The sequence below is a fragment of the Salana multivorans genome (assembly GCF_003751805.1).
Taxonomy (GTDB): Bacteria; Actinomycetota; Actinomycetes; order Actinomycetales; family Beutenbergiaceae; genus Salana; species Salana multivorans.
The window spans coordinates 1,411,868-1,428,830 of record NZ_RKHQ01000001.1; the positions used below are offsets into that span (position 1 = coordinate 1,411,868).

General features: G+C 73.2%; 17 protein-coding genes. 7 read left to right on the forward strand and 10 right to left on the reverse strand.

The window, feature by feature from the left end; translation table 11 throughout:
- Positions 1 to 27: 27 nt before the first annotated feature.
- Positions 28 to 2,325: an excinuclease ABC subunit UvrA gene (locus EDD28_RS18065; protein ID WP_123738824.1), complete on the forward strand. Its 2,298-nt coding sequence runs from the start codon at positions 28 to 30 to the stop codon at positions 2,323 to 2,325.
- Positions 2,326 to 2,398: 73 nt separating this feature from the next.
- Here the strand turns inward: EDD28_RS18065 and EDD28_RS17885 are convergent, their stop codons facing one another.
- Positions 2,399 to 3,364: a hypothetical protein gene (locus EDD28_RS17885; RefSeq protein ID WP_123738825.1), complete on the reverse strand. Its 966-nt coding sequence runs from the start codon at positions 3,362 to 3,364 to the stop codon at positions 2,399 to 2,401.
- A gap of 149 nt (positions 3,365 to 3,513) precedes the next feature.
- Here EDD28_RS17885 and EDD28_RS06315 point away from each other — a divergent pair, with 149 nt between their 5' ends.
- Complete coding sequence (locus EDD28_RS06315; RefSeq protein ID WP_123738826.1) at positions 3,514 to 4,047, forward strand: peptidylprolyl isomerase; 534 nt, start codon at positions 3,514 to 3,516, stop codon at positions 4,045 to 4,047.
- 83 nt (positions 4,048 to 4,130) lie between these two features.
- On the opposite strand, the gene EDD28_RS17285 is transcribed toward EDD28_RS06315, so the two are convergent.
- Positions 4,131 to 4,307 (reverse strand): hypothetical protein, encoded by a 177-nt coding sequence (locus EDD28_RS17285; protein ID WP_170169372.1) that lies wholly within the window; start codon positions 4,305 to 4,307, stop codon positions 4,131 to 4,133.
- On the opposite strand from EDD28_RS17285, the gene EDD28_RS06320 reads away from it, so the two are divergent.
- Positions 4,306 to 4,989 (forward strand): rhomboid family intramembrane serine protease, encoded by a 684-nt coding sequence (locus EDD28_RS06320; protein WP_170169373.1) that lies wholly within the window; start codon positions 4,306 to 4,308, stop codon positions 4,987 to 4,989. The two genes, EDD28_RS17285 and EDD28_RS06320, sit on opposite strands and share 2 nt — an antisense overlap.
- Positions 4,990 to 5,145: 156 nt before the next feature.
- On the opposite strand, the gene EDD28_RS06325 is transcribed toward EDD28_RS06320, so the two are convergent.
- Positions 5,146 to 5,397, reverse strand: coding sequence for a cell division protein CrgA (locus EDD28_RS06325; RefSeq protein WP_123738828.1), 252 nt, complete (start codon positions 5,395 to 5,397; stop codon positions 5,146 to 5,148).
- A gap of 133 nt (positions 5,398 to 5,530) precedes the next feature.
- Here EDD28_RS06325 and EDD28_RS06330 point away from each other — a divergent pair, with 133 nt between their 5' ends.
- Genes EDD28_RS06330 through EDD28_RS06340 form a run of 4 tightly spaced genes read left to right on the forward strand, consistent with a single transcriptional unit; the run spans position 5,531 to position 7,876 of the window.
- Entirely contained in the window at positions 5,531 to 6,238 is a 708-nt protein-coding gene (locus EDD28_RS06330) for a DUF881 domain-containing protein (protein ID WP_211339126.1), read from the forward strand.
- Complete coding sequence (locus tag EDD28_RS06335) at positions 6,235 to 7,014, forward strand: class E sortase (protein ID WP_123738830.1); 780 nt, start codon at positions 6,235 to 6,237, stop codon at positions 7,012 to 7,014. The genes EDD28_RS06330 and EDD28_RS06335 overlap by 4 nt, the downstream gene beginning before the upstream one ends.
- A 46-nt stretch (positions 7,015 to 7,060) precedes the next feature.
- Positions 7,061 to 7,216 carry a hypothetical protein gene (locus tag EDD28_RS17290; RefSeq protein WP_170169374.1) on the forward strand — a complete coding sequence of 52 codons (156 nt, stop codon included), beginning with the start codon at positions 7,061 to 7,063 and terminating at the stop codon, positions 7,214 to 7,216.
- 3 nt (positions 7,217 to 7,219) lie between these two features.
- Complete coding sequence (locus EDD28_RS06340) at positions 7,220 to 7,876, forward strand: anthranilate synthase component II (RefSeq protein ID WP_123738831.1); 657 nt, start codon at positions 7,220 to 7,222, stop codon at positions 7,874 to 7,876.
- A gap of 79 nt (positions 7,877 to 7,955) precedes the next feature.
- Here EDD28_RS06340 and pknB read toward each other — a convergent pair whose 3' ends face one another.
- The 7 genes from pknB to EDD28_RS06375 are packed head-to-tail and all read right to left on the reverse strand — an operon-like array spanning position 7,956 to position 16,888.
- The gene (gene pknB / locus EDD28_RS06345) at positions 7,956 to 9,791 is read right to left on the reverse strand and encodes a Stk1 family PASTA domain-containing Ser/Thr kinase (protein ID WP_123738832.1); all 1,836 of its coding nucleotides are present in this window, start codon (positions 9,789 to 9,791) and stop codon (positions 7,956 to 7,958) included.
- Positions 9,791 to 11,290 carry a serine/threonine-protein kinase gene (locus tag EDD28_RS06350; protein ID WP_123738833.1) on the reverse strand — a complete coding sequence of 500 codons (1,500 nt, stop codon included), beginning with the start codon at positions 11,288 to 11,290 and terminating at the stop codon, positions 9,791 to 9,793. The genes pknB and EDD28_RS06350 overlap by 1 nt, the downstream gene beginning before the upstream one ends.
- Positions 11,287 to 12,786, reverse strand: coding sequence for a peptidoglycan D,D-transpeptidase FtsI family protein (locus EDD28_RS06355; protein ID WP_123738834.1), 1,500 nt, complete (start codon positions 12,784 to 12,786; stop codon positions 11,287 to 11,289). Before EDD28_RS06355 ends, EDD28_RS06350 begins: the two co-directional genes overlap by 4 nt.
- Positions 12,783 to 14,258, reverse strand: a complete 1,476-nt coding sequence (locus EDD28_RS06360) for an FtsW/RodA/SpoVE family cell cycle protein (RefSeq protein ID WP_123738835.1) — start codon at positions 14,256 to 14,258, stop codon at positions 12,783 to 12,785. Before EDD28_RS06360 ends, EDD28_RS06355 begins: the two co-directional genes overlap by 4 nt.
- Positions 14,258 to 15,673, reverse strand: a complete 1,416-nt coding sequence (locus EDD28_RS06365) for a PP2C family protein-serine/threonine phosphatase (RefSeq protein ID WP_123738836.1) — start codon at positions 15,671 to 15,673, stop codon at positions 14,258 to 14,260. The genes EDD28_RS06360 and EDD28_RS06365 overlap by 1 nt, the downstream gene beginning before the upstream one ends.
- A 1-nt stretch (position 15,674) precedes the next feature.
- Positions 15,675 to 16,160 (reverse strand): FHA domain-containing protein FhaB/FipA, encoded by a 486-nt coding sequence (locus EDD28_RS06370; protein WP_123738837.1) that lies wholly within the window; start codon positions 16,158 to 16,160, stop codon positions 15,675 to 15,677.
- Complete coding sequence (locus EDD28_RS06375) at positions 16,157 to 16,888, reverse strand: FHA domain-containing protein (protein ID WP_123738838.1); 732 nt, start codon at positions 16,886 to 16,888, stop codon at positions 16,157 to 16,159. Before EDD28_RS06375 ends, EDD28_RS06370 begins: the two co-directional genes overlap by 4 nt.
- Between the last annotated feature and the right edge of the window lie 75 nt (positions 16,889 to 16,963).

Here is a 16,963-nt window from a genome sequence, read left to right on the forward strand (position 1 = left end):
CGCTCCGGGGTGCGCGAGAGTGGGGCGATGAGCTCTCGAGGTGAGGCCGCGGGACTGATCCGGGTCGTCGACGCGTGCACCAACAACCTGCGCCACGTCGACGTCGACGTCCCGAAGAAGACGCTCACCGTCGTGACGGGGGTGTCGGGGTCGGGGAAGTCCTCGCTCGTCATCGACACCATCGCCGCCGAGGCCCAGCGGATCGTCAACGAGTCCTACTCCACGTTCGTCCGCAGCCGGCTGCCCCAGCTCCCTGCGCCCGAGGTGCAGTCCATGTCCGGGCTCACCTTCACGGCGCTCATCGACCAGCGCCGGTTCACCGGCAACTCGCGCTCGACCGTCGCCACCGCCTCCGACGTCGCACCGTTCCTGCGGCTCGTGTTCTCCCGGATCGGTGAGCCGTCGGCCGGCTACTCCCCCGCGTACTCGTTCAACGACCCGACCGGCATGTGCCCGGCGTGCGAGGGGCTCGGGACGGTCGTGGACATCGACGTCGAGGAGCTCATCGACCCGGAGCGCTCGATCGACGAGGGGCCCGTCCGCTTCAGCCAGTTCCGACCGGGGGTGTACCGGTGGAAGAGGTTCGCCTACTGCGGGCTGTTCGACCGGAAGAAGCCGCTCAAGGACTACACCCCCGAGGAGATGGACCTCTTCCTCTACGCCGACCAGCTCAAGCTGCCCGACCCGGACCCGCGGTTCCCGAAGACCGCCCGGTTCGACGGCGTCGTCACCCGGATGCGCGACGTCTACGTCAAGAACCACCCGACGTCGATCTCCGCGTCGGTGCGCGAGGAGCTCGACCGGCTCACGACGCGGCGGGTCTGCCCCGAGTGCCACGGCGCCCGGCTCAACGCCGCCGCCCGGGCCAGCCTCGTCGACGGGCGCAGCATCGTCGACTGGTCGGCCATGTCGGTGCGGGAGCTGCGCGACCTCGTGGGCGGGATGGACGACGCACGCGTCGCGCCGGCGCTCGCGGGCATCCGCCGCACGCTCGACGCGCTGCTCTCCGTCGGGCTCGGCTACCTCTCGCTCGACCGGGAGTCCTCGACCCTCTCGGGCGGCGAGGCCCAGCGCGTCAAGATCGTCCGCCACCTCGGCAGCGCGCTCACCGACGCGACCTACGTCTTCGACGAGCCGTCGACCGGTCTGCACCCCGCCGACGTGCAGCGGCTCAACGGGCTGCTCCTGCAGCTTCGCGACGCCGGCAACACCGTCCTCGTCGTCGAGCACCACCCCCAGGTCATCGGGGTGGCCGACCACGTGATCGACATGGGGCCGGGCGCCGGGGCTGCCGGTGGACTCGTCCAGCTCGAGGGCAGCGTCGACGACCTGCTCGCCAGCGACACGCTCACCGGCCGGCTGCTGGCGCGCCCGCTCGACGTCACGGAGACGGTCCGCGCCGCCACCGGGTCGGTGCGGGTCGAGAACGCGCGGCTGCACAACCTCACGGGCTTCGACGTCGACGTGCCGCTCGGCGTGCTCACGGCCGTGACCGGCGTCGCCGGCTCGGGCAAGAGCTCGTTCGCGACGGGCGAGCTGCCCCGTCAGCAGCGCGACTTCGTCGTCGTCGGCCAGGACCCGCTGCGCGGCGGGGTCCGGTCGACCTCGCTGTCCATCCTCGGGATCGCCGACGAGGTGCGCGCCGCGTTCGCGGCCGTCTCGGATCTCGCGCCGGCGTGGTTCAGCTTCAACTCCAAGGGCGCGTGCCCCGCGTGCCGGGGCAAGGGCTACATCACCACGGAGCTGGCGTTCCTCGACGACGTCGCGACCCCCTGCGACGTGTGCGGCGGGAAGCGGTTCAACCCGCGCGCGCTCGCCGCCCGGGTGGCCGGGCACACGATCGCCGACGTCCTCGTGCTGCGCGCCGGCGAGATCGCGGAGGCGTTCGACGGACACCCGGCCATCGTCGGCGCGATGGGCTGGCTCGAGCGGGTGGGGCTGGGCTACATGCCGGTCGGTCAGTCGCTCGACACGCTGTCGGGCGGGGAGAAGCAGCGGCTCCTGCTCGCGCGGCACCTCGCCGCCTCACCCGACCTCGCCCGCGAGCGGATCGTGCTCGACGAGCCGACGACGGGCCTGCACCCCGGCGACGTCGACCGGATCAACGCGCTGTTCGCCGACCTCGTCGACGCGGGCGCGACGCTCGTCGTCGTCGACCACAACCTGCGGGTCGTCGCGCGCGCCGACCACGTCGTCGACATCGGGCCCGGCGCCGGGTCCGACGGCGGGCGGCTGGTGTTCGCGGGAACGCCGCGGGAGCTGATGGGGTGCGCGGAGTCGCTGACGGGCCGGGCGCTCGCCATCGCGAGCCGGCGCAACCGGTAGCTGGTCGTCCGGCGGAGTCCGGCGACCCGCGAGCCGGGGCTCACGGGTCGCCGGCCGGGCGTCGGCCGGTGGGCTAGCTGTCGCCCCCGGCGTCCTTCGCGTCGTCAGCCTTGCGCGGGGCGCGCGGCTTGCGGGCGGGCTTCGCGGCGTCGGCGGCCGCGGCCTCCTCGGCCTCCAGGTCCTCGACGAGGGCCTGGACGTCGTCGGACGCGTGCGACGCGGCCTCGCCGGCCTTGTCCGCGATCTCACCGGCCGCGTCCTTGGCCTTCTCGACCCCGTCCGCGACGGCATCCTTGGCCTTGTCGGCGCCCTCGGCCGCAGCGTCCTTCGCACCGGCCACGACGGCCTCCGCCTCGGCGATCACGGCGTCGTCGTCGGCACCGGCGGCGGCGACCGCGTCGACGAGGGCCTCGACGGCCTCGTCCGGCGTGATGTCGTCGCCGGAGTCCTCGACGTCCTCCCAGTACTCCTCGGCCCACGGGTCGTCGATCGGCTGCGTGCGGCGCCAGACGAGGTATCCGGCGGCGGCGGCCGCGGCCCCGGCGGCGACCCAGCCGAGGGTCTTGCCGACGGTGTGGCTCTTGGGGGCGACCGCCTCCGGCTTCGCCTTCTCGACGACCTTCTCGGCCGCGGTCTCCAGCGCCTGCGCGGCGTTGTCGATGCCGGCGCCGGCGGCAGCCGCCGCCTGGTCGGTCGCCTCGGTGGCGGCGCGGGCCGCCTCCTGCATCGCGGCGACGATCTTGGGGATGACGACGGAGACCAGCGCGTCGTGCGCCGTGTCCGTCGCCGACTTGGCCTTGACGGCCGCGGCGTCCGTGAGCTCGGCGGCCTTGCCGGCGGCCGACTCGACCTTGGGGCTCGCCGCCTTGACGGCCTCTCGCCAGGCCTGCTCCAGTCGAGGACCCGCCCACTCCCAGGCGGCCTCGACCCGGGGCGACGCCCAGTCGACGCCCTGCTCGGCGAGAACCTTGGCCTGGCGGCCCGCCTCGGCGATCTGCTCGCGGATCTCGTTCGCGTCGACCTGCACCTTGCGTCCCATCATTGGCTCCCTTGGCTTCTGCCTTGGCTTGCGTACGGCTTGCGTGCGTGAACTGCATTCTCGCATCCCCTGGACCAGGGTGCACCTGTCTGCGCGGTTGACTACGTCAACATCGTGCGTGGTCCCCCGACGGATGCGAGAATCGACGCATGCACGCAATCCTTCACACCAGCGCCGGCGACATCACGGTCGAGCTGCTTCCGAACCACGCCCCGAAGACGGTCCGCAACTTTGCCGGCCTCGCCGCCGGAACTCAGGAGTGGACCGACCCGACCACGGGTCAGAAGGCGACGAAGCCGCTCTACGACGGGACGATCTTCCACCGGATCATCCCCGACTTCATGATCCAGGGCGGCGACCCGCTCGGTTCCGGCCGCGGTGGTCCCGGCTACACCTTCGACGACGAGATCCACCCGGAGCTGACGTTCCGCGAGCCGTACCTGCTCGCGATGGCGAACGCCGGCCGCAACCCGATGACGGGCGGCGGGACCAACGGCTCGCAGTTCTTCATCACCACGGTCCCCACGCCGCACCTCCAGGGCAAGCACACGATCTTCGGCAAGGTGACGGACGAGGCGAGCAGGAAGGTCGTCGACGCCATCCAGGGCGTGCCGACCGGTCCCGGTGACCGCCCGCGGCAGGACGTCGTCATCGAGTCGATCGAGATCGTCGACGGCGAGTGAGCAGCGAGTGAGCCGGGCGTGAGCTATCTCCCCAGCCAGGGTGCCGAGGCGCCGACGTGTCCCCGGCACCCCGACCGGGTCGCCTACACGCGGTGCCAGCGCTGTGACCGGCCGGCTTGCCCCGAGTGCCAGCGGCCGGCGTCGGTCGGGTTCCACTGCGTCGACTGCGCCCGCGGCGCGGCGTCGGCGCGGCCCGTCGTGCGCACCGTCTTCGGGGGCGTGAGCCGCGGCTCGACCCCGGTCGTCACCATGACGATCATGGCGATCTGCATCGCGCTCGAGGCGCTGCGCTGGATCGCAGCCGGCGTCTACCAGCGGATCGCGGTCCAGCTCGTCTTCGTGCCGCAGCTCGGCCTGGTGGAGCCCTACCGGTTCCTCACCTCGACGCTGCTGCACAGCGGGATCTGGCACCTCGCGTTCAACATGTACGCGCTGTGGCTCATCGGTCAGCAGCTCGAGCTGCTGCTCGGGCGGGCCAGGTTCCTCACGCTGTACTGCCTGTCCGCCATCGGCGGCTCGGTCGCCTACCTCGCGATCGCCGGCGTCGGGGCGGGGGGCGTCGTCGGCGCCTCGGGCGGCGTGTTCGGCCTGTTCGGGGCGTTCGCCGTGTTCATGCGTCGGCTCGGCCGCGACCCCAAGCCGATCCTCGTGATCATCGGGATCAACGTCGTGCTCGGGTTCGTCATCAGCAACATCGCCTGGCAGGCCCACCTCGGCGGGCTCGTCGTGGGGGCGCTCGTCGCGCTCGTCTTCGCGCGGGTCCCCGTGCGGCGGGGCGGTGCGGCGCGCGGTCCGGCCGGCGGCCCGGCGGTGCTCGGCCCGTCCGGCCCTCGACCCGGCGTCGCGGGGGGCCTCTCCGGGGCGACCCTGCAGTGGCTCCTGTGCGGCGCGATCACGCTCGTGCTGGTCGCGATCGTCTGGCTCGTCTACGCCCTGGCGTAGGGGCCGCTAGTTATCCACAGGCTGTGTCCACAGCTGGGGAGAATCACACGCGTGTAGTTCTCCCCAGCTGGGGACAACCCTGTGGTCAACGGTGAGCCGAGTGCCGCGGGCGGGACGACCGGCTCAGCGCCGGTCGAGCCACCCGCCGGGCGTCGGCTACCTCCAGCGCATCGTCATGATGAACCCGGCGAAGATCGACGCGAAGCCGATCGCGAGGTTCCACTGCTGGATCCCGGGGATCGGGAACCGCGAGTCCGAGATGTACGTGACGACGACCCACACGAGCCCGACGACGAGCAGCGTGACGAACGTCGGCACGTACCAGCTCGGGTTCGGCTTGTCCTCCACCCGGACGGCGGGACGAGCGGTGGTGGGGCGGGCCTTCTTGCGGCCGCGTGACTCGGGCACGAGGTCTCCTCGGGATCTGGGAAAACCCCCCACAGCCGAGTGTGGAGGGCCAACTCCCTAGGGTATCGCCGCCCACGTAGACTCGACGACTCAGGGGCAGGCGGGTCGCGGACCCGGTTGGGAAGGGGGAGCCGTGCCGACGAGAGGACTGCGACGCGGCTCCATCGCCGTCGGTGCCGTCGCGTTCGTCGCCGGCATCCTCTTCGCCACGAGCGCCTCGGTCTTCGCCGGCCAGGAGAGCTCCAGCCCGCGCGACCTGCGCGGCCTCGTGGCCGCCGAGTCGAAGCGGCTCGAGGACCGCAACGCCGAGATCGAGGAGCTGCGGGCCGAGGTGACGGCCCTGCAGTCGTCGCTCGACGTCGAGATCGTCCCCCCGACGGACGCGGAGGCGCTCGCGCTCGGCCTCGTCGCCGTCGCGGGTCCCGGCCTGCGCGTCACGCTCGACGACGCCCCCGCGACCGCGACGTCCGAGAACAACGACGACCTCGTCGTCCACCAGCAGGACCTCCAGGGCGTGGTCAACGCGCTGTGGAGCGGTGGCGCCGAGGCCGTGACCATCCAGGGTCAGCGCGTCGTCTCGACCACCGCGGTCCGCTGCGTCGGGAACGTCCTCCTGCTGCACGGGCGCACCTACTCCCCGCCGTACGTCGTCGAGGCGATCGGTGACGCCGACGCCCTCGAGCGCGCGATCGACGAGGACGCCTCCGTCGGGCTCTACCTGGACTACGTCGAGCAGTTCGATCTCGGCTGGCACGTCGAGAAGGTCGCCGACCTCACGCTGCCGGCCTACACCGGAGCGCGTACCCTGAACTACGCCGTCCCCGCCGAGGAGACCCCATGACCGCCGTTCTCGACCCGCCGCCCGCCGAGCCGATCCGGCACGTGCGTCCGCGCAGGCGTCAGTCGCCGCTCTCGGTGCTGCTCGGCATCATCGGCGAGATCCTCATCACCGTCGGGCTGCTGCTCGGGCTCTACGTCGTCTACCAGCTCTGGTGGACGGACATCATGGGCGACCACGCGCAGGCCGAGATCTCCGAGCAGTTCGAGGCGACGCTCCCGACGTCGCCGAACACGGCCGGTGAGGCCCAGCTCGGCGCCCCGGTCGCCGAGGAGCTCGCCCCGCTGACGGCCGAGACGTTCGCCCGCCTGTGGGTGCCGGCGTGGAGCTCCGGCGACACGTTCTACGTCCGCCCGATCACCGAGGGGACGGACCGCGCCACGGTCCTCGACCCGCTCGGCATCGGCCACTACGAGAAGACCGCGATGCCCGGCCAGATCGGCAACTTCGCCATCGCCGGCCACCGGCAGAGCCACGGCAAGCCGTTCTACTCGATCGACAAGCTCCAGGAGGGCGACGAGCTCATCGTGGAGACCGCCGAGAACTGGTACGTCTACCACGTGACGAGCTGGGACATCGTGAAGCCCTCCGACATCGAGGTCATCGCGCCCAACCCGACCGACCCGACCGCGGCGCCCGACAAGGCGATGATCACGCTCACGACGTGCCACCCGCTCTTCTCGACGAAGGAGCGCTACATCGTCCACGGCGAGCTCGTCGAGTGGATGCCCCGCGACGCCGGCCGCCCCGCGTCGCTCGTCACCGGCGCCCCCGCCTGACCCTCGCTGACCCCTCGCGCAGCCCGAGCCCCGAGAGAAGGACCCCATGTACGGAGCGATCTGGCGACTGCTTCCCGGCCCCGCCTGGCTCAAGGCCGTCGAGGCCCTCATCCTGGTCGCGGGCGTGGTCGCGGTGCTGTTCCTGTGGTTCTTCCCGTGGGTCGCGCCGTACCTGCCGTTCGACCAGCAGACCGTGGAGTAGACCGTGCCGTCCCGCATCCTCGTCGTCGACAACTACGACAGCTTCGTCTACACGATCGTCGGCTACCTCGAGCGGCTCGGCGCCGACGTCGTCGTCGTCCGCAACGACGCGATCGCCGGGACCGAGGCCGATCTCGACGGGTTCGACGGCGTCCTCGTCTCGCCCGGGCCGGGAACGCCGGCGCAGGCCGGTGCCTCGATGCCGATCATCGAGGCGTGCGCGCGCACCGGCACGCCGATGCTCGGCGTCTGCCTCGGCCACCAGGCGCTGGCCGAGGCGTTCGGCGCGACCGTGACCCACGCTCCCGAGCTGATGCACGGCAAGACCTCGCTCGTCGCGCACCACGGCGACGGCGTCCTGGCCGGGCTCGGCGGGCCGTTCACCGCGACCCGCTACCACTCGCTCGCCGTCGTTCCCGGGACCGTGCCGGCGGAGCTGGCCGTCACGGCGTGGGTCGCCGGCCGCGACGACGACGCGTCAGCCGAGCCGATCGTCATGGGCCTCGCGCACCGCGAGCTGCCGCTGCACGGCGTGCAGTTCCACCCGGAGTCCGTGCTGACCGAGGGCGGCTACCGGATCCTCGCCAACTGGCTCGCCGTCACGGGCGACGGCGACGCGGTCGCCCGGTCCGAGGGCATGGCGCCGCTCGCGGCGCTCTAGCGGACCCCACCCCGAGACGACGAAGGGGCTGGTCGCGGACACCGCGACCAGCCCCTTCCTCGTTCGGGACGAGCGAGGATCAGCCGTCGCCCTCGCCGTCGCCGGACTCGGTCGGCGTGGAGCTCGGCGTCTCCGTCGGGGTCGGCGGGGGCGACGGCGGCGGCGTGGCGATGTACACGGTCACGGTCGTGCCCTGGGGCTGCGTGCCCGTCGGCTCCCACTCCACGACGGTGCCCTCGGGGTTGGTGCTCTGGACGGGCTGGAAGTCGAAGAACAGCTTGTTCGCCTTGAGCGTGTCCTCGGCCTCGCTCCGGGACAGCCCCGTGAGGTCCGGGACCGGCACGTTGCCGCTCGCGACCGAGATCGAGAACGTCTGGTCGGGCGCGGCCATCGAGTCGACACCGGGGTCGATCGAGACGACGCGGCCGGCCTGCTGGTCGGGGCTGTCCACGACCCGGATGACCGGACTGCCGGTGAAGCCGGCGGTCTTGAGCTTCTCCAGCGCCTCGGACTCGGTGTTCCCGATGACGTTGGGCACGGTCAGCTCGGACGGGCCGGAGGAGACGACGAGCGTGACCTCCTCGCCCTCCTGGACCATCTGGCCCTTGTCCGGGCTGGTTCGGATGACGAGGTCCTTGGCCACCGTGTCCGACGCCTCGGACTCGGTCGCGGAGAGCACCGTGAGGCCGAGGGCCTCGAGCTCGCGCCGCGCCTCGTCGACGGTCCTGCCGGAGACGTCGGGGATCTCGACGGCCTCGGGCGTGGTCTCGGTCGGCGACGGGGAGGGGGAGGAGGGCGGTTCCACCGGCTCGGCGCCGCGGTTGCCCCAGATCGCCCACGCGATGCCGCCGAGCAGCAGGACGGCGACGATGGACAGCACCCAGATCCACGCCTTGCCGCGCTTGTCCGCCTCCTCGTCCTCCTCGCCGGTGGTCGGGAGCGTCGCGGTCGAGCCGGCGGCGAGACCCGGGAGCACCTGCGTCGGGCCGGCCGGCGACGGCTGGTTCGCGCGCGTCGCGGCCGCGATGACGCCGACGGCCGGGGCGCCGACGATGCCGCCGCGCTGCGCCGCCTCGAGGTCCGCGCGGAACTCGGCCGCGCTCTGGTAGCGCAGCGTCCGGTCCTTGGCGAGCGCCTTGAGGACGATCCGGTCGAGCTCCTCGGGCACGTCGGACGCGATCGACGACGGCGTCGGCGGCTCCTCGCGCACGTGCTGGTAGGCGACGGCCACGGGCGAGTCGCCCATGAACGGCGGGCGGCCGGTCAGCAGCTCGAACAGCAGCGCGCCGGTCGAGTACACGTCCGAGCGCGCGTCGACGACCTCGCCGCGGGCCTGCTCGGGCGAGAGGTACTGGGCGGTCCCGACGACGGCCTGCGTCTGCGTCATCGTCGCCGCGGAGTCGGCGACGGCGCGGGCGATGCCGAAGTCCATCACCTTGACGTCGCCCGCCGTGGTGATCATGACGTTCGCGGGCTTGATGTCGCGGTGCACGATCCCGGCGTGGTGGGAGTACTCCAGCGCGGACAGCACGCCCTCGGTGATCTCGACGGCCTCGTCGATCGGCAGGGCGGCGCCGTCGCGCAGCAGCTCGCGGACCGTGTGGCCCTCGACGTACTCCATGACGATGAAGGGGATGTGCCGCTGCGTGCCGTCGGGCAGCTCCTGGTTGTCCTCGCCCGTGTCGTAGACCGACACGATCGCGGGGTGGTTCAGCGCGGCCGCTGACTGGGCCTCGCGGCGGAACCTGGCCTGGAACGTCGAGTCCTGGGCGAGGTCGGAGCGCAGCAGCTTGACGGCGACCCGGCGCGACAGGCGGTTGTCCCGTCCGATCCGGACCTCTGCCATCCCGCCGCGGCCGATGAGCTCACCGACCTCGTAGCGCCCCGCGAGCACGCGAGCATTCGACTCGACCACTACTGAACCCCTCCGATTGACGTGCTCGCTACACCGCTGGTGCCAGCACTTGCCGCTGATTGTCCCAGATTCCCGGCCACGAGGATGGCAAGGGTCACGATCGCCGCGGCGAGGACGATCAGGGCTGCGACGATCCAGCTGCTTGGAACCTTGGTGTCCGGGCGGGCGCGGGTCGGGCTCGGGACGCGGGCGGCGCTCGGGACGCGGGTCGGGCTCGGGACGCGGACCGCCCGCTCGCCGTCGTCTCGCGTCCCGGCGGAGGTGGTCGGCGGGGCCTCCGGCGCGGCTGCGTCCTGCGCTCGCCGTGCGTCGGGTGAGGGCGACGGGAGGTCGCCGCGGGTACGGACCCTGACCGGCTGCCAGTCCGGCGTCGGCACGACGGAGGCGTCGCTCGCGCGGGGGTCGTGCGCCGGTGGGATCACGGGCGGCGGGGCCGCGGGGGCCGCGGCGGCGACCCGCGGGACGGTCGTGGTCTCCGGGGCGCGGGCCGGAGCCCCGACGGCCGGCGTCGACGGCGGGGCCGCGGCTGGGACCGCCGGCTGCGCGGGGCGCGGGACGCGGGGCTTGGGCGGGCGGGGGCGGCGCGTGATGATCGCGGGCGCGTCGGACTCGCCCGCGTGGCTGCCGCCCCGCCGGCGGCGCGCGCGGCGCGGCTCGGCCGGGTCCCACCCGTCGTCGGGCGCGATCGCCGCGCCCAGCTCGCGGGCGCGCGTCGCCACCTCGCTCGCGTGGGACGGGCGGCGCGCCGGCTCCTTCTCGAGCATCTGCTCGACCAGCTCGCGCACGGGCGCGTCGATCGTCTCGGGCAGCGGCGGTACCGGCTCGGTGACGTGGGCGAACGCGATGTCGACCTGGGTCTGGCCGGTGAAGGGGCGCTTGCCGACGAGGGACTCGTAGGCGATGATCCCGAGCGCGTAGACGTCGCCCGCGCCGGTCGCCGGGCGGCCCATCGCCTGCTCCGGCGGGAGGTACTGCGCCGTCCCCATGACCATCCCGGCGGCCGTCATCGGCGCCTGGTTCGCGGCGAGGGAGATACCGAAGTCGGTCAGCACGACGCGTCCGCCGGGCCCGAGGATGAGGTTGGCCGGCTTGATGTCACGGTGCACGACGCCCGCCTCGTGCGCCGTCGCGAGCGCGTCGGCCGTCTGCGCGACGACGTCGAGCACGAGCCGGCGGGACAGCACGCGCTCACGGGCCAGGATCGTCGAGAGCGGCTCGCCCGGCACCAGCTCCATGACGATGTAGCCGAGCCCGTCGATCTCGCCGTGCGCGTACGTGCGCGCGATCCCCGGGTGGACCAGGTCGAGGGAGTTGCGGGCCTCGGCCGCGATGCGGTCGAGGAACAGGCGCTCGCCGGCGAACTCCGGTCGCAGCACCTTGAGCGCGACCTCGCGGCCGCCGGGCTTCTCCTGGGCTGCCCACACCTGGCCCATCCCGCCGATGGCGATGAGCCGCGTCAGCTCCCAGCGGTCGACCACGACCCCGGCGCGTGGTGTCACGACGCGCTCCCGAGGGCCGCCTCGATGACCTGCCGCGCGATCGGCGCGGCCAGCCGGCCGCCCGTGTAGTCGCCCTCCGACGGGTCCGCGCCGTTGATGACGAGCACGGCGACGGCGACCGTCGGCGCCTCGGCCGGCGCGAACGCGACCATCCAGGCGTGCGGGTTCGAGGCGGACGTGCCGTCGTCGATGCCCGACTCGGCCGTGCCCGTCTTCCCGGCCACGGTGACGCCGCTGATCCCCGCGCGCGTCCCGGTGCCGTTCTCGACGACCCCGACCATGAGCTGCGTCATCGTCTCGGCGACGTCGGGCGTGATGGGCGTGGAGAACACGGACGGGCTCGTGCGGGCGACGACGCCGAGGTTCGCGTCGCGCTCGGTCTCCACGAGGTAGGGCCGCATGAGCGTGCCGTCGTTGGCCACGGCCGCCGCGACCATCGCCATCTGCATCGGCGTGACGCGCACGTCGCGCTGCCCGATCGCGGTCTGCCCGAGCGCTGCCTTGTCCGCCGCCAGCTTCTCGAGGTCGCCGAGCCGGCTCGGCGTCACGGTCATGGGGATGTCGAGGTCGCGGCCCCAGCCGAACTGCTCGGCCTGGTCGGCGATCGACTCGGCGCCCAGGTCGAGCGCGAGCTGGACGAACGGGGTGTTGCACGACTTCTCGAACGCGCGCTGGAGCGTCGCGGTCTCGCCGTCGTCGCACGTCTCGCCGGCGGGGTTGCGGATGGTCGCCGTCGACCCGGGCAGCGCGATCTCGTCGGGCGCGGCGATCCGGGTGTCCGGCGCGAGGTCCAGCGTCGGGTCGGACAGGGCGGCGGCGACGTCGATGAGCTTGAACGTCGAGCCCGGGGCGTACTGGTTGCCGGCGATGGCCCGGTTGGTCATCGGGTCGCCGGAGCCGTCGGCCGTGAGCGTGTCCCACGCGTCCTGCACCGCGCCCGTGTCGTGCGAGGCCAGCAGGTTCGGGTCGAACCCGGGCGTCGAGACGAGGCCGAGGATCGCGCCGGAGCGCGGGTCGAGCGCGACGACGGCGCCCTCGCGCCCGTCGAGCGCGTCGAACGCCGCGCGCTGGACCGCGGGGTCGATCGTGAGCTCGACGCTGCCGCCCTGCGGCTGGCGGCCCGTGATGAGCGTGCCGAGCCGCTGGCGCCACAGCCCCGGTGCCGTCCCGTTGAGCACGGTGTTCTCGGCGGCCTCGATGCCCGTGCGCCCGAACGTGACGGACGAGAAGCCCGTGACGGCGGAGTAGAGCTCGCCGTCGGGGTAGGTGCGCTGGAACCGGTAGGGGGTGTCGACCGGGACGGAGTAGGCGATCTGCTCGCCCGCGACGATGATCGGGCCGCGGTCCCGGCCGTTCTCGCGGTAGGTCGCGCGGGCGTTCCAGGGGTTCGCGTTGAGCGAGGACGCCTGTCCGACCTGGATCCAGGTGAGAGCGCCCATGAGGACGAGGAACATCGCGAGCACGACGGCGCTCACGCGGCGGATCGGGGCGTTCACGTCGTGGCTCCCGCGGCTCCGGAGCCCTGGCCGCCCCGCGTGCCCCGACCGCGTCCGGTCGCGGCGGCCGGCTCGACCGCGTCGCTCGCCGGTCCGACGATGACGAGGGGACCGATGGCGGCGTCGGGTCCGGGCCGCCGGGCGGCGTCGGACACGCGCAGCAGCAGGGCGAGGATGATCCAGTTCGCCAGGAGCGAGGAGCCGCCGGCGGCGAGGAACGGCATCGTGAGGCCGGACAGCGGGATGACGCGCGTGGCGCCGCCGACCACGACGAAGCACTGCAGCGCGACCGTGAACGCGAGGCCGGAGGCGAGGAGCTTGCCGAAGCCGTCGCGGACGCCGAGGCCGGCGCGCAGGCCGCGCTGGACGAGGATGACGTAGAGCATGAGGACGGCCAGCACGCCGGTCAGCCCGAGCTCCTCCGCGAGCGAGGGGACGATCATGTCGGCGTTGGCGGAGTACGTGAGGTACGGGAAGCCCTCACCCCAGCCGGTCCCCATGAGGCCGCCGTTCGCCATCCCGAACAGGCCCGAGACGATCTGCCCGGAGCCGCCGGGGTCGCGGTGGTAGATCGCGGGCTCGAGGGCGTGCAGCCAGACGTCGATCCGGGCCTGGACGTAGCCGACCTGGGTGGCGATGACGAGCACGCCGCCGATCGTCAGCAGGACGCCGATGATCACCCAGCTCAGCCGCTCGGTCGCGACGTAGAGCATCGCGATGAACAGGCCGAACAGGAGGATCGACGTCCCGAGCTCCTTCTGCATGAGCAGCACGCCGATGCTGATGCCCCAGGCCAGCAGGACCGGGCCGAGGTCGCGCGCGCGGGGCAGCGTGAGGCCGAGCACCTTCGTCCCGGCGAGCGTGAGCTGGTCGCGGTGCGTCACGAGGTAGCCGGCGAAGAACACGGCGAACGCGATCTTGGCCAGCTCGGCCGGCTGCAGCGTGAAGCCGCCGACGCCGACCCACAGCCGGGACCCGTTGATCTCGCGCCCGATGACGGGGAGCATCGGCATGAGGAGCAGCACGACGCCGAGGACGAGGGCCGTCCACGTGTAGCGGCGCAGCGTCCGGTGGTCGCGCAGCCACACGATGACGACGATCGCGGCGAAGGCGCCGACCGCGATCCACATCATCTGCTTGCTCGGGTCCTGGTCCCACGCGGGTGGCCTCGCCCGCATCTGGAGCGCCAGGTGGACGCGCGCGATCATCGCGAGCCCGATGCCGTTGAGCGCGATGACGACGGGCAGGATGACCGGGTCGGCATACGGGGCCCGCCAGCGCAGCACGAGGTGGACGGCGAGCGCGATGCCGCCGAGCACCGCGGCGAACGTCGCGAGGTCCGCCGGGGGCGAGCCGGTGACGCCGAGGCCGACCTGGAGGTAGGCGTAGACGCCGAGGCCGAGCGCCGGCACGAGGAGGGCGAGCTCGGTCCACCGGCCGCGCCGCGGCGTGACCTGCGTGATGGTCGCCATCAGCTCGATCCGCCCGGGCTCGGGGCCGGTGAGGCGGTGCCCGTCGGCGACGCCGTGCCCGTGGGCGACGCCGTGCCCGTGGGCGACGCCGTGCCCGTCGACCCGGAGCTCGCGGACGAGCCGGGGCTCGGGGTCGATGTCGGTGTCGGTGTGGGCGTCGGTCGGGGCGCCGGGAGCTGCTCGCGCAGCGACTCGACGATGCCGCGCGCGCCCGCGAGCGAGCCGTCGCCGGGCGTGATCGCCGTGGCGAGGCGCTCCTGCGCGTAGTCGGGCAGGTCCGCCACGAGGATGTCGGTGGTGTCCAGCGGGTGGCCGAGCCTGATCGGTCCGATGCTCTGCGGGATCCCCTGGTAGACGGCGACGTACTCGCCCGACGACGCGACGTAGTACTGGGTCTGCGTCCAGCGCAGCCCGGCCCAGCACGCGCCGGCGAGCAGGAGGAGGACGGCCGCGGACGAGGCGACCCAGGCCCAGCGGCGGCGACGCCGGCCCCGGCGCTGGTCGAGCTCGTCCCGCTCCTCGTCGGCCGAGCGCTCGGCGTGCGCCGCGATCTCCTCGGGCTTCGGCGGCGTGAGTGCCGCGGCGCGGGCAGCGGGGGAGTCGCTGCCGCGGGAGCGCTGCTTCCAGTGGGCGGCGGCCGCGCCGGCGACCTGCGGGACGGTCGAGGGGGCCGCGCCGTCGGGCACGTCGTCGAGCTCGACGACGTCCGCGACGACGGCCGTGATGTTGTCCGGGCCGCCCGCGCGCAGGGCGAGGTCGACGAGCCGGTCGGCGCACGCGCCGGGGTCCGCGACGTCGATCAGCGTCTGCGCGATCGTCTCGGCGCTCACGTAGGAGGAGACGCCGTCGGAGCACAGGAGGAAGCGGTCGCCGGCGACCAGCTCGCGCAGCGACTCGTCCAGGTCGACGCCGAAGTCGTGGTCGCCGAGGACGCGCAGGATGACGCTGCGGTGGCTGTGCGTCTCGGCCTCCTCCTCGGTGAGCTGGCCGAGGTCGACGAGGTGCTGGACGTAGGTGTGGTCGACGGTGAGCCGGCTGACGACGCCGTCGCGCACGAGGTAGGCGCGCGAGTCGCCGATGTGCGCGAGCGCGAGCCGCTTGCCGGAGCGCAGGGCCGCGATGAGCGTGGTGCCGAGGCCGGCGAGCTCGGGGTCGTCCTGCGCCCGCTCGCGCAGCTCGGCGTGGGACTGCGCGACCGCGTCGCGCAGGAGGGCGAGCATGTCGCCGCCGTGCGAGTCGCCGTCGAGCGGGGCGAGGTGCGCGATCGCGACCGACGACGCGACGTCGCCGCCGGCCGGGCCGCCCATGCCGTCCGCCAGGACGAGCAGGTGCGGGCCGGCGTAGCCGGAGTCCTGGTTGACGCTGCGCAGCAGCCCGACGTCGGAGCGCGCCGCGTAGGAGAACGTGAGGGTCATGTCACCGCCCCCTCCGCAGCTCCAGGAGGGTCTGCCCGACGCGTACCGGGGTGCCGAGGGGGACGGGGACGGGATCGGTGACGCGGGTGTCGCCGACCCAGGTGCCGTTCGTCGAGCCGAGGTCCTCGACGTACCAGCCGCCGTCGTGCGGGAAGATCCGGGCGTGCCGGCCCGAGGCGGTGTCGTCGTCCACCACGAGGGTGCACGAGGGGGCGCGGCCGATGAGGACGCTCGAGGTGTGCAGGCCGAGCTGCGTCCCGGCCAGCGGGCCCTCCAGGACGCTCAGCGTCACGGGCGTGCTGCGCCCGGGGGCGGCCGCGTCGTCGTTGACGGGGTTGACGTTGGCGCGGAGACCGCGACCCCGGCCGCGGGAGGAGACGCGGGTGCCGAAGATGTCGCGGCGCAGGACCCCGATGCACGAGAGGACCAGCAACCACAGCAGCGCCAGGAAGGACAGGCGCAGCAGGGTGATGACGAGCTCGCTCACCCGGCGTCGCTCTCACCCGTGTAGAAGAGGAGCCGCGTACGGCCGAGGGTCACGGTGTTGCCGTCGACGAGCGTGGCCGCCGTGATCCGGTTGCCCTCGACGAACGTGCCGTTCGTCGAGCCGAGATCGGTGACGACGACGCCGTGCGGTGTGCGCGAGAGCTCGAGGTGACGGCGGGAGACGCCGGTGTCGTCGACGACGATGTCCGCCTCGGACCCGCGGCCGAGGACGGTGGAGGTGGCCGTGAGGAGGTAGCGCTTGCCGTCGATGTCGATGACGGGGTGGCGCGGCGGCTCCGGGACGGCGGCGCCGCCCGATGCGGCCTGGCCGGCCGACACGGCGGCGGCGTAGCCCTCGTCGCGGATCGTGGAGGAGTGGACGCGGAACCGGCCCGTCTCCAGGTCGGGCTGGTCGGCGAAGCTGACCGAGATCGGGCCGACCAGGGAGTAGCCCTGCTCGCGGGCGTGGTCGGCGGCCGCGGCGGCGATCTCGTCCGCGAGGGCGTCCTCGCCCCACTCGACGACGCGCTCGTGGTCGCCGTCGCCGAGCTCGACCTCGAAGGTGTTCGGCACCACCGTGCGCCCGCGGAAGGCCGCCGCGCGCTCGTCCATCTCCTTCTGGATGGCCGCGGCGATCTCGACGGGCTTGACCTCGGAGCGGAACGCCTTGGCGAAGGCGGAGTTGACCACGCGCTCGACACTCTTCTCGAAGCGGTCGATGACCCCCATGCCGGTCCCCTCCTCGACGGTTCACACGGTGCTGGCAGGACGCCCGGTCTTCCCTCGGCGACGCTGCGGTCGTGC

What these genes read in the sequence shown, in the direction of transcription:
- EDD28_RS17885 (WP_123738825.1), bottom strand. Translation starts at nt 3,364, where the DNA reads ATGGGACGCAAGGTGCAGGTCGACGCGAACGAGATCCGCGAGCAGATC.
- EDD28_RS06360 (WP_123738835.1), bottom strand. Translation starts at nt 14,258, where the DNA reads ATGGCGACCATCACGCAGGTCACGCCGCGGCGCGGCCGGTGGACCGAG.
- EDD28_RS06375 (WP_123738838.1), bottom strand. Translation starts at nt 16,888, where the DNA reads ATGGGGGTCATCGACCGCTTCGAGAAGAGTGTCGAGCGCGTGGTCAAC.
- EDD28_RS06320 (WP_170169373.1), top strand. Translation starts at nt 4,306, where the DNA reads ATGGCGATCTGCATCGCGCTCGAGGCGCTGCGCTGGATCGCAGCCGGC.
- EDD28_RS18065 (WP_123738824.1), top strand. Translation starts at nt 28, where the DNA reads ATGAGCTCTCGAGGTGAGGCCGCGGGACTGATCCGGGTCGTCGACGCG.
- EDD28_RS06315 (WP_123738826.1), top strand. Translation starts at nt 3,514, where the DNA reads ATGCACGCAATCCTTCACACCAGCGCCGGCGACATCACGGTCGAGCTG.
- EDD28_RS06365 (WP_123738836.1), bottom strand. Translation starts at nt 15,673, where the DNA reads ATGACCCTCACGTTCTCCTACGCGGCGCGCTCCGACGTCGGGCTGCTG.
- EDD28_RS17290 (WP_170169374.1), top strand. Translation starts at nt 7,061, where the DNA reads ATGTACGGAGCGATCTGGCGACTGCTTCCCGGCCCCGCCTGGCTCAAG.
- EDD28_RS06335 (WP_123738830.1), top strand. Translation starts at nt 6,235, where the DNA reads ATGACCGCCGTTCTCGACCCGCCGCCCGCCGAGCCGATCCGGCACGTG.
- EDD28_RS17285 (WP_170169372.1), bottom strand. Translation starts at nt 4,307, where the DNA reads ATGATCGTCATGGTGACGACCGGGGTCGAGCCGCGGCTCACGCCCCCG.